Here is a 16,009-nt window from a genome sequence, read left to right as displayed (position 1 = left end):
GCCCGACGTTCCGACTCATTCCAGAAGCATCGACGCAGAAGATCCTGACACCGGGGTAATCCGTGAAAAAGCTCTCCGCACGACGACGCCACCCCCTGGCGGCGATCGTCGTCCTACTCCTCGCGCTGGCGGCCACCGGGGGGCTGTACGCCGCGTTCGCACCCGCGGACAAGGCGCAGGCCGACGACACCGCCCAGTCCCTCGCCATCGACGAGGGCAAGAAGTTGTACTCCGTGGGCTGCTCCAGCTGCCACGGAACCGGCGGTCAGGGGTCCTCCGACGGTCCTAGCCTGGTGGGCGTCGGCGCAGCCGCCGTCGACTTCCAGGTCAGCACCGGCCGTATGCCGCTCCAGCAGCCGGGCGCCCAGGCGCCGAAGAAGAAGGCCATCTACAACCAGGCCCAGATCGACCAGCTCGCGGCGTACATCGCCTCGCTGGGCGCGGGCCCGACCGTTCCCACCGAGAAGCAGTACAGCCCGGACGGGGCGGACATCGCCAAGGGTGGCGAGCTGTTCCGCACCAACTGTGCGCAGTGCCACAACTTCACCGGTGAGGGCGGCGCGTTGACGAAGGGCAAGTTCGCTCCTTCGTTGGAGGATGTCTCCCCGAAGCACATCTACGAGGCCATGCAGACCGGCCCGCAGAACATGCCGTCCTTCCCCGACACGATCATGCCGGAGAAGAACAAAAAGGACATCATCGCGTACCTCGACGCGGTCAACGGCGAACAGACCGAGAGCCCTGGCGGCCTCAAGCTGGGCGGTCTGGGTCCGGTCAGTGAAGGCCTGTTCGGCTGGATCTTCGGTCTCGGCTCGCTGATCGCGGTCGCCGTGTGGGTCGCCGCTCGGACCGCAAAGGCCAAGAAGTCATGAGTAGCCAAGAGAAATCAGAAGAGAACCTGCCCAGCGTGCAGGAGACCGAGCACGGCTCGGTGGCTGTCGCGGACGAGAACCCGTTCGCCGACCCGGGGCTGCCGCCCCATCAGCACCGTGTCCAGGACATCGACGAGCGGGCCGCCAGGCGGTCCGAGCGTGCGGTCGCCTTCCTGTTCACGCTGTCGATGCTCGCCACGATCGGCTTCATCGCCTCTTACGTGGCGTTCCCGGTCGACAAGCGCGTCTACATCTGGCCGATCGGCCACATCAGCGCGCTGAACTCCTCCCTGGGCATGACCCTGGGTATCGCCCTCTTCTGCATCGGCGCGGGCGCGGTCCACTGGGCCCGCACCCTGATGTCCGACGTCGAGGTCGCCGACGAGCGGCACCCCATCGAGGCCCCGCCCGAGGTCAAGGCCAAGGTCATGGCCGACTTCAAGGCCGGTGCCGCGGAGTCGCAGTTCGGCCGGCGCAAGCTGATCCGCAACACGATGTTCGGCGCGCTCGCCATGGTGCCGCTCTCCGGCGTCGTCCTCCTGCGCGACCTCGGTCCGCTGCCCGAGGACAAGCTGCGGCACACGCTGTGGGCCAAGGGCAAGCTGCTCGTGAACATGAACACGAACGAGCCGCTGCGTCCGTCGGACGTCCAGGTCGGCTCGCTGACCTTCGCCAAGCCCGAGGGCCTGGAGGAGCACGATCACGACTTCCAGAAGGAGATCGCCAAGGCGGCCCTGATGATCGTCCGGATTCAGCCGGACAACATCAAGGACAAGCAGGAGCTCGAGTGGTCGCACGACGGTGTCGTCGCGTACTCCAAGATCTGCACCCACGTCGGCTGCCCGATCTCCCTGTACGAGCAGCAGACGCACCACGTCCTCTGCCCGTGCCACCAGTCCACCTTCGACCTCTCCGACGGTGCCCGAGTGATCTTCGGCCCGGCCGGTCACGCGCTGCCGCAGCTGCGCATCGGCGTGAACGAAGAGGGCTACCTCGAGGCGCTCGGCGACTTCGCTGAGCCCGTCGGTCCTGCTTTCTGGGAGCGCGGATGAGCACTACGACGACTGAGACGCGTAAGAAGGAGGCGCCCGCCGGAGAGCGGGTCGCCGACTGGGCCGACGGACGTCTGGGGATCTACTCCCTGGCCAAGGCCAACATGCGCAAGATCTTCCCGGACCACTGGTCCTTCATGCTCGGTGAGATCTGCCTCTACAGCTTCATCATCATCATCCTCACGGGTGTGTACCTGACCCTGTTCTTCCACCCGTCGATGAACGAGGTGGAGTACCACGGCAGTTACATCCCGCTGCAGGGCCAGCTGATGTCCGAGGCGTTCAACTCGACCATGCACATCAGCTTCGATGTGCGCGGTGGTCTGCTGATCCGGCAGATCCACCACTGGGCGGCGCTGATCTTCCTCGCGGCGATGTTCGTGCACATGATGCGCGTCTTCTTCACGGGTGCCTTCCGCAAGCCCCGCGAGGTCAACTGGGTCTTCGGGTTCCTGCTGTTCGTCCTGGGCATGTTCACCGGCTTCACCGGTTACTCGCTCCCTGACGACCTGCTCTCCGGTACCGGTGTGCGCTTCATGCAGGGCGCCGTCCTGTCCGTGCCCGTCGTGGGCACGTACCTGTCGATGTTCCTGTTCGGCGGGGAGTTCCCCGGCGGCGACTTCGTGGCCCGGTTCTACTCGGTGCACATCCTGCTGCTGCCGGGCATCATGCTCGGGCTCGTGGTGGCGCACCTGATCCTGGTCTTCTACCACAAGCACACGCAGTTCGCGGGCCCCGGCAAGACCAACAAGAACGTCGTCGGCATGCCGCTGCTCCCCGTCTACATGGCGAAGGCCGGAGGCTTCTTCTTCCTGGTCTTCGGCGTGATCGCGGCCATCTCGGCGATCGCCACGATCAACCCGATCTGGGCGCTCGGTCCCTACCGTCCGGACCAGGTGTCCACCGGAGCGCAGCCCGACTGGTACATGGGCTTCTCCGAGGGCCTGATCCGCGTCATGCCGGGCTGGGAGATCAATGCCTGGGGTCACACGCTCGTCCTGGGCGTGTTCGTCCCGCTGGTCATCTTCCCGCTGGTCCTGGTCGCGATCGCGGTCTACCCGTTCATCGAGTCCTGGGTCACCGGCGACAAGCGCGAGCACCACATCCTGGACCGCCCGCGCAACGTCCCGACCCGTACGGGCTTCGGCGTCGCGTGGATCACCTGGTACATGGTGCTGCTGATCGGTGGTGGAAACGACCTGTGGGCCACGCACTTCCACATGTCGATCAACTCGATCACCTGGTTCGTACGCATCGCCTTCTTCGTCGCACCGGTGATCGCCTTCATCATCACCAAGCGGATCTGCCTGGGTCTGCAGCGGCGTGACAGGGACAAGGTGCTGCACGGACGCGAGTCCGGCATCATCAAGCGCCTGCCGCACGGTGAGTTCATCGAGATCCACGAGCCGCTCGGCCCCGAGCAGCTGCACACGCTCACCGCGCACGAGCAGTACGCGCCGCTCGAGATCGGCCCGTCGGTCGACGAGAACGGCGTCGAGCGCAAGGTGTCCGGTTCGCAGAAGCTCCGGGCCAAGCTCTCGAAGGGCTACTACGGGGAGGAAAGCCAGATCCCCAAGCCCACCACCGAGGAGTACAAGGAGATCACGAGCGGCCACGGCCACCACTGATCCTCTGACGCTCTGACCTCCCCGCTCTCGGCTTCGCCCGAGCGGGGGCCCATGGTCGCCACGGCGAGAGCCCCGTCCCATGCGTACCAGTGCATGGACGGGGCTCTTTGCCGTCCCCCGGGCTGGATAAGGTGTTCCTGTCCCATGCCTAGACGAACCCAGGAGCGGCAGATGAGCGCTGTGACCCCCGCAGGAGGCAACACCGCGGCGGCCCGTTCCTGGCCCGGTGTGCTGAACGGTCTCCTTGAAGGGCGCGACCAGAGCGCCGAGGACACGGCCTGGGCCATGGACCGCGTCATGCGGGGCGAGGCGACCGACGCGCAGATCGCGGGATTCGTGGTCGCGCTGCGGGCCAAGGGCGAGACCGTGGAGGAGATCTCCGGACTCGTCCACACGATGTACGAGCACGCCAACGTGATCGAGGTGCCGGGACAGACCGTCGACATCGTCGGCACCGGCGGTGACGGCGCCAAGACCGTCAACATCTCCACGATGTCCGCGATCGTGGCCGCCGGCGCGGGCGCGAAGGTCGTCAAGCACGGCAACCGCGCGGCCTCCAGCGCCTCGGGCGCCTCCGACGTCCTGGAGAAGCTCGGGGTGAACCTGGAGCTGCCGCTGAAGCGGGTCGTCGAGGTGGCCGAGGAAGCCGGGATCACCTTCTGCTTCGCCGTGAAGTTCCACCCGGCGCTGCGGCACGCGGGCGCGGCGCGCAGCCAGTTGGGTATCCGCACCGTCTTCAACGCCCTCGGTCCGCTCACCAACCCGGCCAAGGTGCGGGCCCAGGCGGTCGGCGTCGCCGATCCGCGGATGGCGCCGATCGTGGCGGGGGTCTTCGCCGAGCGCGGGAACTCCTCCCTCGTCTTCCGCGGCGACGACGGTCTCGACGAGCTGACGACCACATCGACCTCCCGGGTCTGGGTGGTGCGGGACGGAGCCGTGCGCGAGGAGGCCTTCGACCCGCGGGACGTGGGAATCGACCTCGTTCCCGTCGAGGCGCTGCGGGGCGCCGACGCGTCGTACAACGCCGAGGTGGCGCTGCGCCTCCTGGACGGGGAGAAGGGCCCTGTGCGGGACGCCGTCCTGCTCAACACGGCGGCGGCGCTGGTGGCCCTCTCGCCGGGCGAGGGCACCCTTGTGGAGCAGATCGGCGCCGGTATCGCGAAGGCGGCAGAGGCGATCGACTCCGGGGCCGCGAAGAAGACCCTGGAGCTGTGGGTGGCGGCCAGCAACAGGTGAGTGTGGTGCCCACCGCGGTCCGGATGCCGGACCGCGGTGGGCACCGAGAAGATCGTGTGGCAAGATGCTGCGCAGGTCATGAGTGACAGCGATTAGGCCCCGGCTCGCTGTCCGGCAACCCTCCGTCCGTGGCGGGGTGCCCCGGGTGAAGACCAGGCCGTACGCAGCAAGGCGTATGGCAAGCGCGGACCCCTGCGCACTCGATGAGTGGCGTACCCCTGGGGTCCTGGTCCTCAAGGGAGCAGTCTCGTGAGCAAGCGAATGCGATAGGGCTTCCCGGCCCCTTTCCCGCACCCCCTTTCTTCGTCACTGCGGCGCCGTACGGGCGCTCCCGCAGTGAACTCGCCTGCCTTCCCACGGGAGTTCGCCATGTCTGTCACCACCGCCGCCGCCGACCAGACCGTCTGTGCCGCCCCGCTGCCCGTCCTCGGCCGTGACGTCACCGTGCCGCTCGTCACCGGCGGCGAGGTGACCTACGCGGCGCTCGACTACGCGGCCAGCGCCCCCGCGCTCCAGCGGGTGTGGGACGACGTGGCCGCGTACGCGCCGTACTACGGCAGCGTGCACAGGGGCGCCGGGTACCTCTCGCAGCTCTCCACCGACCTCTTCGAGAACAGCCGGGCCACCGTCGCGGAGTTCCTCGGCTGCCGCGAGGACGACCAGGTCGTCTTCACGCGCTCGACCACCGATTCGCTGGGCCTGCTGGCCGCCGCGCTCCCCGCCGACTGCCAGGTCTTCGTCTTCGAGACCGAGCACCACGCCTCGCTGCTGCCCTGGCGCGACGCCCGTGTGACGTACCTGAACGCCCCGCGCACCGCCGACCAGGCCGTCGCCACCCTGGAGCGCGCCCTCGCCGACCGCGATCCCTACGGACCCGCCCTGGTCTGCGTGACCGGCGCGTCGAACGTCACCGGTGAGCTGTGGCCGGTCAAGGAGCTCGCCGCCGCCGCCCACGCGCACGGCGCCCGCATCGTCCTGGACGCGGCGCAGCTCGCGCCCCACCACCCGGTCTCCATCAGCGAGCTCGACGTCGACTGGGTCGCCTTCTCCGGCCACAAGCTGTACGCGCCCTTCGGCTCCGGCGTCCTCGCGGGCCGCTCCGACTGGCTGCGGGATGCCGAGCCCTACCTCGCGGGCGGCGGCGCCTCGCGGAAGGTCGCCCGGCGGGCGGACGGCGGCGTGGACGTCGAGTGGCACGACACCGCGGCGCGGCACGAGGCCGGCTCGCCGAACGTCATCGGCGTCTACTCGATCGCCTCGGCCTGCAAGGCGCTGACCGAGGCGGGCTTCGACGAGCTCGTCGCCCGCGAGCGCCGGCTCATCGCGAAGGTGCGCGAGGGCCTCGCCGAGGTGCCCGCCGTGAAGGTGCTCTCCCTCTTCGGCGACGACGCGCCGCGCGTCGGCGTCATCTCCTTCGTAGTCGACGGCTGGAACAGCTCGCACTTCGCCGCCGCGCTCTCCGCCGAGTACGGGATCGGCGTACGCGACGGTCTCTTCTGCGCCCACCCGCTGGTGCGCACCCTGCTCGGCAGCGACCCGCAGACCCAGGGGGAGTGCGGCGCCCCCGAGGCCGCGCCCGGCGAGAAGTCGCTGAACGCGATCCGCGTCAGCTTCGGCGCGGGCACCCCGGACGAGCACGTGGAGCGTTTCGTGCGCGCCGTCAAGGAACTGGTGGCCGACGGCGCGCGCTGGAACTACCGCACCGAGGACGGGCGTTGCGTGCCGGACAGCAACGCCGCCTGAGGCTTGGTCCGCCCCTTCAGGCGTGATCCCAGAACGATCATCCGCAGGGCGCGCTCGGTCGCGTCGGTGAGGAACTCACCGCCCCGGCCGAGCGCCTCGGTGAGCGAGACCGGCGCGGGCAGGATCGCGCTGTAGGCGTCCACACCCTCCGCCCGTACGTGGTGGGCGCCCTGGCCGATCGTGCCCGCGAGGACCAGTACGGGGCGGCCGAACCGCTTGGCGCGGCGCGCCACTTCGGCGGGGACCTTGCCGCGGGGCGTCTGGTGGTCGAGGGCGCCCTCGGCGGTGACGACGAGGTCGGCGCGGGCCAGGCGCGCGTTCAGGTCCAGGTGGTCGAGCAGGACGTCGAAGCGGGGAAGCAACTGGGCGCCGAGCGCCGCGAGACCGGCTCCCAGGCCGCCGGACGCGCCTGTTCCGGGGCCGAGGGCGAGGTCCCCCGTGGCGTGCAGGTCACGGGTCAGGACATGCGCCCAGCGCTCAAGTCCGGCCGCCAGCTGTTCGACCTGCGCGGGCGTCGCGCCCTTCTGGGGGCCGAAGACGCGGGCGACGCCGCGCTCGCCGGTCAGGACGTTGAAGGGGTTGCAGGCGACGCGGATCTCGGTGTCCCGCAGGCGGGGGTCGAGGCCCGAGGGGTCGATGCGGCTCAGCCGGGTCAACTCCCGGCCGCCGCGCGGCAGTTCCCAGCCGTCCGTGTCCAGGAGCCGGGCGCCGAGTGCCTGGAGCGCCCCCGCGCCCCCGTCCGACGTGCCGGAGTCGCCGCAGCCCACCAGGATGCGGCGGGCGCCCGCGTCGAGTGCGGCACCGATCAGTTCGCCGACGCCGTACGTCGTCGTGGCGCCCGGGTCGCGCAGATCGCGGGGGACGAGCGAGAGCCCGGCCACGGCCGCCATCTCCACGACCGCCGTGCCGTCCGGAAGAAGCGCGAAGTGCGTGCCGATCCGCTGGCCGACGGGGCCGGTGGCGGGCAGCGCGACCAGGCGGCCGCCTTGCGAGGCGGCCAGGGCGCGCGCGGTGCCCTCGCCGCCGTCCACCAGGGGGATCAGATCGGTCTCGGCGTGCGGGACGACACGTCGTACTCCTTCGGCGATGGCCTCGGCCGCGGACTGCGCGGACAGGGACTCCTTGAAACCGCTGGGGGCGATGGCGAAGTGGGTCAGCACGTGGGTCTCCAGAGTGGATTCAAGGGCGGGATCAGCGGACGGGCACGCCGAGCAGCGGCCAGAGCGCCACGGCGAAGAGCAGGACGAGGGCGGCGGTCAGCGGGGCAAGGACCGCGGAGAGGCGCAGCAGGTCGCGCGGGGTGTAGGTGGGGGTGCCCGGGATCTCGGCGAAGAGCGTGACGGGCTTCGCGGAGGCGGGCAGGGTGTGGCAGAAGCCGGCGGCCGCCGTGGAGGCGAGCGCGGCGGCGACCGGGTTGACCCCCGCGCCGACGGCCGCCGCGACGACCAGCGGGACCAGGACGGACGAGCGGGCGGAGCGGGACTGGAGTATCAGATGCGCGGCCGTGCTGACGGCGACGACGACGGTCAGGAACAGCCAGGGCGGCACATCCAGGGGAACGCCGCCCACCAGCCACTTCGCCGCCCCCGACTCGCTGAGCGCGACGCCCATCGCCATGGTCGCCGCCATGAAGAGCAGCAGTGCCCAGGGCACGGTCTTCAGCGCGTCCTTGAGGCGTACGGTGCCGAGCGCGGGGGATGAGGCGACGACCGCGCCGATCAACGCGACGACGGCGGGCGGTACTTGGTGCAGCGGCTCGCTGCACCACAGCGCGACGACCGTGGCGAGCAGGAGCGCGCAGCGGGTCTCGGCGGGCTCCCAGGCCCCGGTGACCGGCTGCTCGCTGTGCTCCTGGAGCTGCTCGACGGTGATGTGCACCGGGCCCTCGCGGTCGGCCCGCCGCGTCGTCGTCAACAGGACGGCCTCCGCCGCCAGATGGGAGGAGGCGATGGCGAGCGGAAGACCGAGCAGCATCCACTGCGTGAAGCCGATCCGCTCACCGGTGGCCTCCCACAGCACGGACACCGTGATCAGATGCGCCCCGGCGCCGATCAGGGTCGCGACCGCGGACAGCAGGATCACGGTGGGGAACAGCAGCGCGAGCATCACCACAAGACGCTTCCGGTCGGCGAGAACCTTCGCGAGCGCCAGGAAGACCGGAAGCGCGAGCGCGGCGCGGCCCGACGTGGCGGGCACCGCGAAGGCCGTCACCACCAGGGCTGCCGTCGTCAGGTGCGTCAACTGCCGTACGCTGCGTGCCCCGCTGACGAGAAAGGCCGCGGCCCGGCCCGCGAGGCCGCTGCGGGCCACCGCTGCCGCGAGCACGAAGGCGCAGATCAGTAGCCAGACCGTCTCGTCACCGAGGGTGCCGAAGAGCGTGTCGCTGCTGATCACCCCGGTCGCGGTGAGCGCGAGCCCGGCGCCGAGCGCGATGTACGTGTCGTCGATCGGCGTACCGATCCAGGCGCACGTCGCCAGGGCGAACACCGCGAGGGTGAGCCGGGCGTCGCCGCTCAGGCCGGGGAAGTTGCCGGGCACCACGAGCAGCGCGCACAGGCTCAGCGCCACGCACAGGGTGATGGCTTGACGGGGATTCAGGGTCACGCATCGAGCCTCTGGCCCGGCCGTGAGCCCGCAATGAGCCGCTGATGAAAGGAAATTCACCCGCGCCCGCCGGCAGCCCCGGTGTTCACCCCGGCAGGCGGTACCCCATCCCGCGTACCGTCTCCACGCGCTCCGCGCCCAGCTTCTTGCGCAGCGCCCGGACGTACACGTCCACGATGTTGGAGCCGGGGTCGAAGTCGTACCCCCACACGTGCGACAGGATCTGCTCCCGTGAGAGCACCTGCCCCGGATGGCGCAGGAAGAGTTCGAGCAGCACGAACTCACGTGCCGTCAGGTCCACCGTCCGCTCGCCCGCACGCGCCCTGCGCGTGCGGAGATCCAGGGACAGGTCACCGCCGCGCAGCACCGTCACTTCCGGGGCCCCGGCCGCCGTACGCAGTCTCAGGCGCACCCGCGCGAGCAGTTCCTCGAAGCGAAAGGGCTTGGTCATCCAGTCGTCCGCGCCGCCTTCGAGGCCCGCCACGGTGTCCCGGACCGAGTCGCGTGCGGTCAGCACGATGACCGGTGTGCTCACGCGGGCCTCGCGCAGCTGCCGCAGGACCGTGAAGCCGTCCTTGCCGGGCAGTCCGATGTCCAGGACGACCAGGTCGAAGCCGCCGGTCAGGGCGTAGTCGTAGGCCGCGTCGCCGTCGCCGACGACGCTGGTGGTGAAGCCGTTGGCGCGCAGGCCCTTCTCGACGAAGGAGGCGATGCGCTCCTCGTCCTCGACGATGAGAATCCGGTTCATGGCAGTCCTGGTTCCTGTTCTCGCAAGTCGAGTACGAAGGTGGCGCCGCCGCCTTGCGTGGGCCGCAGCTCGACCTGACCGCCGTGCCCTTCGGCGATCGCCCGCACGATGGCCAGACCCAGGCCGGCGCCGGTGGCGCGGGCGCCGCGGCGTGCGGTGCCGCGCCGGAAACGCTCGAAGATCACCGCGGCGTCCTGCGCCTGGACGCCGGGCCCGCTGTCGGCGACGTACAACTCGATCCGGCCCGCCGTGCTGCGTGAGCCGATGCCGATGCGCTGGCCGGGGACGGTGTGCTGGACGGCGTTCTGGGCGAGCTGCACCATCGCCTGGGTGATGCGCTGCGGGTCGAGACAGGCTTCGCCGTCGGCCACTTCGGCCAGCTTCCAGTCCCGGTCGCCGAGCGCCCGTGCCTTGACGAAGACGTCCGCGGTCAGTTCGGCGAGCTGCACCGGCTGCGGGGTGACGAAGTCGGGCCGCTCGGCCTTGGCGAGGAGGAGGAGGTCCTCGACGATGCGGCTCATCCGGTCGAGCTCCTCCATGACGATCCGGACCGTCTCCTCCCGCTCACCCGGATCGTCGCCCATCAGCTCCAGGTGGCCGCGCACGATGGTGATGGGAGTGCGCAGCTCGTGCCCCGCGTCGTCGACGAACTCGCGCTGCGCGGCGAAGGCACGCTCCAGACGGTCGAGCATGCCGTTGAACGTCTCGGCGAGTGCCGCGATGTCGTCCCTGCCCTGCACCGGGATGCGCTGGGTCAGGTCCTGCTCGGTGAGTTGGGCCGCGGTCGTACGCACCAGGCGTACGGGTTTGAGGATGCGGCCGGCGACCGCCCAGCCGATGCCGGTCGTCATCAGGAGCGCGACCCCGGAGATGGCGAGCAGCATCGTGAACACGTCGCCCGCCTTGGCCTGTTCGCCCGCCGGATGGAAGGCGACGACGAACGCCGCCGCCGGATGTCCCGCGCTCGCCGCGATCTCCACCTTCGCCCAGCGGACCTCGCCCCGGTCGCGGTGGAGCGTGCCGGTCGCGTCGGGGGAGTCGAAGACCGTGCGCAGCGCGTCGGGGTCCTCGGCGAGCGGATGGTCGATCCGTTGCTCGCGTGCCTGCTCCTTCTTGGCGGGTGGCTTGCCGGAGCGGCCGACCAGACCGAGGAGTTCCTCGTCGGGGTCGGCGTACTGCCGGGAGAGGAAGAGCCGCAGGAGGGGATCGGGTGCGGTGAACTTCCGGCCCGTGTGCGGGTCGACGCCTTCGCGGGCGAGGTTGGTGAACTCCCCGGTCTCCTGGGCGAGCAGCCGGTCGATGCGGTGGTCGACGTCGCGCAGCAGGACGGAGCGCGTGGTGGCCGCGACCGCGGTGAGCGCGACGGCCATCACCACGAGCAGCCAGAGCAGGATGCGGACACGGGCGGATATCCAGCGGTGCGGGCGCTCAGCCGTCGTCACCGGGACCGTCGTCGTCGTTGTCGCCCTGGCCGCCGCCTTCGTTGTCGTCGTCGTCATCGCCTGTGGAATTCTCGCTCACCGGTGGCGGGGACACCGTCTCGTCGCTCGGCGTCGGCCGGGGCGTGGTGGGTGTCGAGGACGGTGAGGCCGGTGACGACGGCGTGGGCGACCTGGGGGACGAGGACGGGGGCCCGCTCTCCAGCTCCACCTTGGGCGGGGCCTTGGGGGGCTCGGGGCTGTCGGTCAGGGCATAGCTGGTCGCGGCGATGCCGAGGGGGATCGCCACGACGGCGGCCAGAGCGGCCATGCGGTGGGAGAAGACCATGACGGTGAGCGTGCGGGGCGTATCGCGTCAGAAGCATGAGCCGCAGATGAAGAAACCCTCATCCGGCTCGCGCGGCGGACGGCGGACGTCTGGCGGACGTCTAGGAGTCGAGGCCGATCGCGAACGCCGCCTCGAGGTCGTGCTGGGAGTACGTGCGGAACGCGACGTGTGTGTCCGTCCCCTCCACGCCGGGGATCTTGCTGATCTTGCCGGGGATGACGTCGGCCAGGTCGTCGTGGCGTGTGACGCGGACCATGGCGATCAGGTCGTACGTACCGGTCACGGAGAAGACCTCGCTGACGCAGTCGAGGGCGGCGATCGACTCGGCGATCTCCGGGATCCGGTCCACGCTGGTCTTGATGAGCACGATCGCGGTGATCACGGCTGACTGTCTCCCTCGGTAGCCGGTGCTGGCTCCTTCACTCTAGCTGTCCTGCCATACCGCACCCATGCGTAGACGAAGCCCAGCGAGAACCCCACGAGGTGGGCCAGATACGCGACACCGGGGCCCTGGCCACCCTGCAGAGCGGCCAGCCACTGGAGCACCACCCAGAACGGCAGCACCACCCACGCCGGAAACCGCAGCGGCAGGAAGAAGAGGAACGGGAAGAGACTGGTGACCCGCGCCTTCGGGAAGAGGCTGAGGAAGGCGCCGAGCACCGCGGAGATCGCCCCCGACGCGCCCACCAGGGTCTGGACGGATCCCGCGTGCGCGACCGCGTAGGCGAACAGGGCGAGATAGCCGCAGCCGACATAGAAGAGCGCGAAATGGACGTGCCCCATCCGCTCCTCGGCCATCGCTCCGAAGACGAAGAGGAAGAGCATGTTGCCCAGGAGATGCAGCCAGCTTCCGTGCACGAAGAGCGCGGTGGCGGGGGCGAGCAGGGGCCGCCCCGCTCCGCTGAGCAGCTCCGAGGGGACCACGCCCCAGCGCTCGAAGTAGGCCTGCTGGGCGGCGAGCACCTCGTCGCCGGTGCCGTACGCGGGATTGAGCCCGGACACCGGCGAGATCACGAAGACCAGACAGCAGACGGCGATCAGGCCGTACGTCACCGGGGCGGACTGCCCCTTGAGCATTCGGCCCGCTGCCACACCCCATGTCCTGATCATGCACAGAGCATGACGTAAGGGCAGCAAACCGTACAGAGCGCCCCGCCGCGTGGGCGGCCGCCGCATGGAGACCCTTACAGGCCTTAGGGTTACGGGCACCACGCACCATGGAATTCCGAAGGAAAGCGAACAGCCACGATGACGGTTCCTCTGCCGACCGACACCACCAGGTGGCGCTGCCAGCTCTGCGGCAACCTCACGCGGTTCGACGTGACCCGCAGTTCGAAGGTCGTCGAGTACGTGCACCTCGACCTGGCCGGTGAGTCGAACGTCGAGGAACGCGAGGTGGTCAGTGAGACCATCGAGTCGGTGCGCTGCCGCTGGTGCAACGCGGTGGACCAGGTGGAACTCGTGGACAGGCCGGGTGCCGGCTCCTGAGGGAGCGGGCCCCGCACAGCTAGTGGGGTGACGGATGGTGGAGAGCGCAAGCGGGGAGCCGGACGACGGCGCCGCTGAGGTGCTCGACCGCCCGCTGCCCGACGGAGTGCGTCGACGGGTCGTCCAGATCGTCTCGGACGGCTTCGGCGGCCTCACGGTCGGCGAACTGCCCGCGCAGTTGAGGCAGTACGCCCGCTTCACGCCGACCCGGCGCGCGAAGTTCGCGGGCAACGCGATGGCGGCGGCCCTGGAGGGCGACGCGCTCTTCCGCCAACGCATCGGCGAACGTCTCAGAGAGGCGCAGCCGGAGCTCACCGGAGCCCTGGACGCGGGCGCACCGCCCCCGGCCGCGGACCCCCTCGATGTGGCGGCCGCGGCCTATGTGCTGCGCCCCACCGGCTGGGTGAAGCTGGTGACCGCCGCGGGCGAGGAGGCCCTGCGGGCCGACGCCGAGCGCGTCGACGACGAGACCCGGGCCGAGCTCGAACGGCTGCGCGAGGAATTGGCCGTGGCCCGCGGCCAGACGAAGGCCGAGACCGAACGGCTGCGCATGGAGCTGGAGTCGGCGAAGAGGGAAGCCGAATCGATGCACCGCAAGCTGCGCGGCGCCCTCAGCGACGTCAAGCGCGGCGAGGCGGCCCTGCGCAAGGCCGCCGCCGAGTCCGATGCCGCACGGGCCGAGGGCCAGGCACAGCTGTCCGCCGCCGAGAGCGAGACCCGGCGGCTCAAGGCGCGGCTCAGTGAGACCGAGGCCGCTCTCGAGGCCAGCCGCAGGGCGGCGCGCGAGGGTCGCAGCGTCGAGGACATGCGGGTGCGGCTGCTGCTCGACACGGTCCTGGAGTCCGCCCAGGGACTGCGCCGTGAACTGGCCCTGCCGCCCGTCTCCGTGCGGCCCGCCGAGACCGTGGACGCCGTGGAGCCCGGGCGGATGACGCCGAAGGACATCGCGGCCCGCGCGCTCTCCGAGAACGACCCGGCGATCCTCGACCAATTGCTCGCCCTTCCGCAGGCGCACATGGTCGTGGACGGCTACAACGTCACCAAGACCGGCTATCCGACGATGCCCCTGGAGAAGCAGCGGCTGCGGCTGCTCGGCTCGCTCTCGCAGCTCGCCGCGCAGACCGGCGCCGAGATGACCTGCGTCTTCGACGGGGCCGAACTCGCCGCTCCCGTGCTGCTCGCGCCGCCGCGCGGGGTGCGGGTGCTCTTCTCCAAGTCGGGCGTCACCGCGGACGAAGTGATCCGCCAGCTCGTGCGCGCGGAGCCTCCAGGGCGCCCCGTGGTCGTGGTCTCGACCGACCGCGAAGTGGCCGACGGGATCGCGAAGGCGGGGGCGCGCCCCGTCGCTTCGGCCGTTCTCTTGAAGCGGCTCTCGCGCGGCTGACGCACGCCCCTTTCGCGCGCTGGCGTACGCCGGTTTCGCACTCCTAAAGGGGTGCAAGTAACTCCTGTTCCGTATGCCCGAATTGAGGCGCCGGTCGCGCGACGTAGCGTCAAGAGGTCATCACCGCCTGTGCGTTAACGGTAAAATATGCGTCCGGCACCCCGCTTTTTGCCGGTCAGGATTTGAACTGATCACAAGAAGGTCACTAAGGTCTCGCCTCGAACCTCCGCTCGGTTGATCACCCATCCGGGGTGGCAGCGGTGGTACCCGCCCACCGGGTCTCGGTAGGCGGCTGGAGGAAGAAGGAGCCGCCTTCGTGGCGTCCCACCGTCGACCCAAGCAGCCGAGCCGCGCGCGCGTGACCGTGCTCACCGCGACCGCCGCCGCTGCCGTCGCACTCACCTCCCAGGCGGCCAACGCGACGCCGAGCGAGAAGCCGAGCAAGGACGAGGTCAAGTCCAAGGTCGACAAGCTCTACGAGGACGCGGGCCGGGCCACCGACCGGTACAACGGCGCCAAGGAGAAGCAGGAGAAGCTCGAGAAGGAGATCGGCGAGCTTCAGGACAAGGTCGCCGGCGGCCAGGAGGACCTCAACGAACTGCGTGACGGCCTCGGCTCGATGGCCAGCGCGCAGTACCGCTCCGGCGGGATCGACCCCTCCGTCCAGCTCTTCCTCTCCGCCGACCCGGACGACTACCTCGACAAGGCGTCCACGATGGACCAGTTGAGCGGTCACCAGGTCGAGGCGCTCAAGAAGGTCCAGGAGAAGCAGCGGACCCTCGCGCAGGAGCGCAAGGAGGCTTCCGACAAGCTCAAGGACCTCGCCGACACGCGCAAGGAACTGGGCAAGAAGAAGAAGGAAGTCCAGAGCAAGCTCGGCGCCGCCCAGAAGCTGCTCAACACCCTCACCGCCAAGGAGAAGCAGGAGCTCGCCGCCAAGGAGCAGCGCGCGAGCCGCGACGCCGACGACCGCGTGGACCTCGGCAAGGAGGCCCCGGCCTCGCAGCGCGGCCAGGCCGCCCTGAGCGCCGCCGCGACGCAGATCGGCAAGCCCTACGTCTCCGGCGGCAGCGGCCCCAACTCCTACGACTGCTCCGGTCTCACGCAGTGGGCGTACAACCAGGCCGGTGTCCAGATCACCCGGACCACCTACACCCAGCAGAACGACGGCCCGAAGATCGGCCGCGGCGAGCTGAAGCCCGGCGACCTGGTGTTCTTCAACAGCCTCGCGCACGTCGGTCTGTACGCGGGCAACGGCCAGGTGCTGCACGCTCCGAAGCCGGGTGCCGTGGTGCGCTACGAGTCGATGTCGACCATCGGCTCCTTCCAGTTCGGCGTCCGCATCTGAGGGGTTCACCCTCGGTCGTCCGCATCTGAAACGATCGGCGTGCCGCCCGAACGGGCGAATCACGGCAACTCGCGCTGACCTCACGCCCCGTCGGTGACCTGCGTCTCCGGCGGGGCGTCACGTTGCGTACACGGCGGGG

Annotated in this window: 15 protein-coding genes and 1 riboswitch; of the genes, 8 read left to right on the top strand and 7 right to left on the bottom strand. The window is 70.1% G+C overall.

The genetic code is table 11. From position 1 onward, the window contains the following. Positions 1-62: 62 nt before the first annotated feature. From AB0I94_RS00980 to AB0I94_RS00960, 5 genes are all read left to right on the top strand, one after another. The gene (locus AB0I94_RS00980; RefSeq protein WP_363307236.1) at positions 63-872 is read left to right on the top strand and encodes a c-type cytochrome; all 810 of its coding nucleotides are present in this window, start codon (positions 63-65) and stop codon (positions 870-872) included. After that, positions 869-1,924: a Rieske 2Fe-2S domain-containing protein gene (locus AB0I94_RS00975; RefSeq protein ID WP_363307235.1), complete on the top strand. Its 1,056-nt coding sequence runs from the start codon at positions 869-871 to the stop codon at positions 1,922-1,924. The genes AB0I94_RS00980 and AB0I94_RS00975 overlap by 4 nt, the downstream gene beginning before the upstream one ends. After that, positions 1,921-3,552, top strand: coding sequence for a cytochrome bc complex cytochrome b subunit (locus AB0I94_RS00970; protein WP_363307234.1), 1,632 nt, complete (start codon positions 1,921-1,923; stop codon positions 3,550-3,552). The genes AB0I94_RS00975 and AB0I94_RS00970 overlap by 4 nt, the downstream gene beginning before the upstream one ends. A gap of 171 nt (positions 3,553-3,723) precedes the next feature. Next, complete coding sequence (gene trpD / locus AB0I94_RS00965; RefSeq protein WP_363307233.1) at positions 3,724-4,788, top strand: anthranilate phosphoribosyltransferase; 1,065 nt, start codon at positions 3,724-3,726, stop codon at positions 4,786-4,788. Between the two features lie 74 nt (positions 4,789-4,862). Continuing rightward, positions 4,863-4,979, top strand: a riboswitch (SAM riboswitch). Between the two features lie 178 nt (positions 4,980-5,157). Continuing rightward, positions 5,158-6,531, top strand: coding sequence for an aminotransferase class V-fold PLP-dependent enzyme (locus AB0I94_RS00960; RefSeq protein WP_363307232.1), 1,374 nt, complete (start codon positions 5,158-5,160; stop codon positions 6,529-6,531). Here AB0I94_RS00960 and AB0I94_RS00955 read toward each other — a convergent pair. From AB0I94_RS00955 to AB0I94_RS00925, 7 genes are all read right to left on the bottom strand, one after another. Further along, on the bottom strand, positions 6,483-7,691 hold the full coding sequence (locus AB0I94_RS00955) for a glycerate kinase (RefSeq protein WP_363307231.1): 1,209 nt from the start codon (positions 7,689-7,691) through the stop codon (positions 6,483-6,485). The two genes, AB0I94_RS00960 and AB0I94_RS00955, sit on opposite strands and share 49 nt — an antisense overlap. 31 nt (positions 7,692-7,722) lie before the next feature. Next, positions 7,723-9,135, bottom strand: a complete 1,413-nt coding sequence (locus AB0I94_RS00950; RefSeq protein WP_363307230.1) for an SLC13 family permease — start codon at positions 9,133-9,135, stop codon at positions 7,723-7,725. Between the two features lie 85 nt (positions 9,136-9,220). Next, positions 9,221-9,883: a response regulator transcription factor gene (locus AB0I94_RS00945; RefSeq protein WP_363307229.1), complete on the bottom strand. Its 663-nt coding sequence runs from the start codon at positions 9,881-9,883 to the stop codon at positions 9,221-9,223. After that, positions 9,880-11,253: an ATP-binding protein gene (locus tag AB0I94_RS00940; RefSeq protein WP_363307714.1), complete on the bottom strand. Its 1,374-nt coding sequence runs from the start codon at positions 11,251-11,253 to the stop codon at positions 9,880-9,882. The genes AB0I94_RS00945 and AB0I94_RS00940 overlap by 4 nt, the downstream gene beginning before the upstream one ends. A gap of 58 nt (positions 11,254-11,311) precedes the next feature. Beyond that, positions 11,312-11,650 (bottom strand): small secreted hydrophilic protein, encoded by a 339-nt coding sequence (locus AB0I94_RS00935; protein ID WP_363307228.1) that lies wholly within the window; start codon positions 11,648-11,650, stop codon positions 11,312-11,314. Positions 11,651-11,750: 100 nt separating this feature from the next. After that, positions 11,751-12,032, bottom strand: a complete 282-nt coding sequence (locus AB0I94_RS00930) for an Lrp/AsnC ligand binding domain-containing protein (protein WP_058850481.1) — start codon at positions 12,030-12,032, stop codon at positions 11,751-11,753. Beyond that, complete coding sequence (locus AB0I94_RS00925) at positions 12,029-12,760, bottom strand: rhomboid family intramembrane serine protease (RefSeq protein ID WP_363307227.1); 732 nt, start codon at positions 12,758-12,760, stop codon at positions 12,029-12,031. Before AB0I94_RS00925 ends, AB0I94_RS00930 begins: the two co-directional genes overlap by 4 nt. A 138-nt stretch (positions 12,761-12,898) precedes the next feature. Between AB0I94_RS00925 and AB0I94_RS00920 the strand changes: the two genes are divergently transcribed. The 3 genes from AB0I94_RS00920 to AB0I94_RS00910 all read left to right on the top strand — a co-directional run bounded on the left by AB0I94_RS00920 (position 12,899) and on the right by AB0I94_RS00910 (position 15,870). Further along, positions 12,899-13,138: a hypothetical protein gene (locus AB0I94_RS00920; RefSeq protein WP_160504588.1), complete on the top strand. Its 240-nt coding sequence runs from the start codon at positions 12,899-12,901 to the stop codon at positions 13,136-13,138. Positions 13,139-13,172: 34 nt separating this feature from the next. Beyond that, complete coding sequence (locus AB0I94_RS00915; RefSeq protein WP_363307226.1) at positions 13,173-14,522, top strand: NYN domain-containing protein; 1,350 nt, start codon at positions 13,173-13,175, stop codon at positions 14,520-14,522. Positions 14,523-14,838: 316 nt separating this feature from the next. Next, the gene (locus AB0I94_RS00910; protein ID WP_363307225.1) at positions 14,839-15,870 is read left to right on the top strand and encodes an NlpC/P60 family protein; all 1,032 of its coding nucleotides are present in this window, start codon (positions 14,839-14,841) and stop codon (positions 15,868-15,870) included. Positions 15,871-16,009: the final 139 nt, after the last annotated feature.

This window comes from Streptomyces sp. NPDC050147, from assembly GCF_040660195.1.
Taxonomy (GTDB): domain Bacteria; phylum Actinomycetota; class Actinomycetes; order Streptomycetales; family Streptomycetaceae; genus Streptomyces.
Note: the sequence above shows the minus strand (reverse complement) of the source record. Positions and strands in the feature narration are given on the sequence as shown.

What these genes read in the sequence shown, in the direction of transcription:
- AB0I94_RS00975 (WP_363307235.1), top strand. Translation starts at nt 869, where the DNA reads ATGAGTAGCCAAGAGAAATCAGAAGAGAACCTGCCCAGCGTGCAGGAG.
- AB0I94_RS00970 (WP_363307234.1), top strand. Translation starts at nt 1,921, where the DNA reads ATGAGCACTACGACGACTGAGACGCGTAAGAAGGAGGCGCCCGCCGGA.
- trpD (WP_363307233.1), top strand. Translation starts at nt 3,724, where the DNA reads ATGAGCGCTGTGACCCCCGCAGGAGGCAACACCGCGGCGGCCCGTTCC.
- AB0I94_RS00960 (WP_363307232.1), top strand. Translation starts at nt 5,158, where the DNA reads ATGTCTGTCACCACCGCCGCCGCCGACCAGACCGTCTGTGCCGCCCCG.
- AB0I94_RS00945 (WP_363307229.1), bottom strand. Translation starts at nt 9,883, where the DNA reads ATGAACCGGATTCTCATCGTCGAGGACGAGGAGCGCATCGCCTCCTTC.
- AB0I94_RS00940 (WP_363307714.1), bottom strand. Translation starts at nt 11,253, where the DNA reads ATGGCCGTCGCGCTCACCGCGGTCGCGGCCACCACGCGCTCCGTCCTG.
- AB0I94_RS00935 (WP_363307228.1), bottom strand. Translation starts at nt 11,650, where the DNA reads ATGGTCTTCTCCCACCGCATGGCCGCTCTGGCCGCCGTCGTGGCGATC.
- AB0I94_RS00925 (WP_363307227.1), bottom strand. Translation starts at nt 12,760, where the DNA reads ATGATCAGGACATGGGGTGTGGCAGCGGGCCGAATGCTCAAGGGGCAG.
- AB0I94_RS00920 (WP_160504588.1), top strand. Translation starts at nt 12,899, where the DNA reads ATGACGGTTCCTCTGCCGACCGACACCACCAGGTGGCGCTGCCAGCTC.
- AB0I94_RS00915 (WP_363307226.1), top strand. Translation starts at nt 13,173, where the DNA reads ATGGTGGAGAGCGCAAGCGGGGAGCCGGACGACGGCGCCGCTGAGGTG.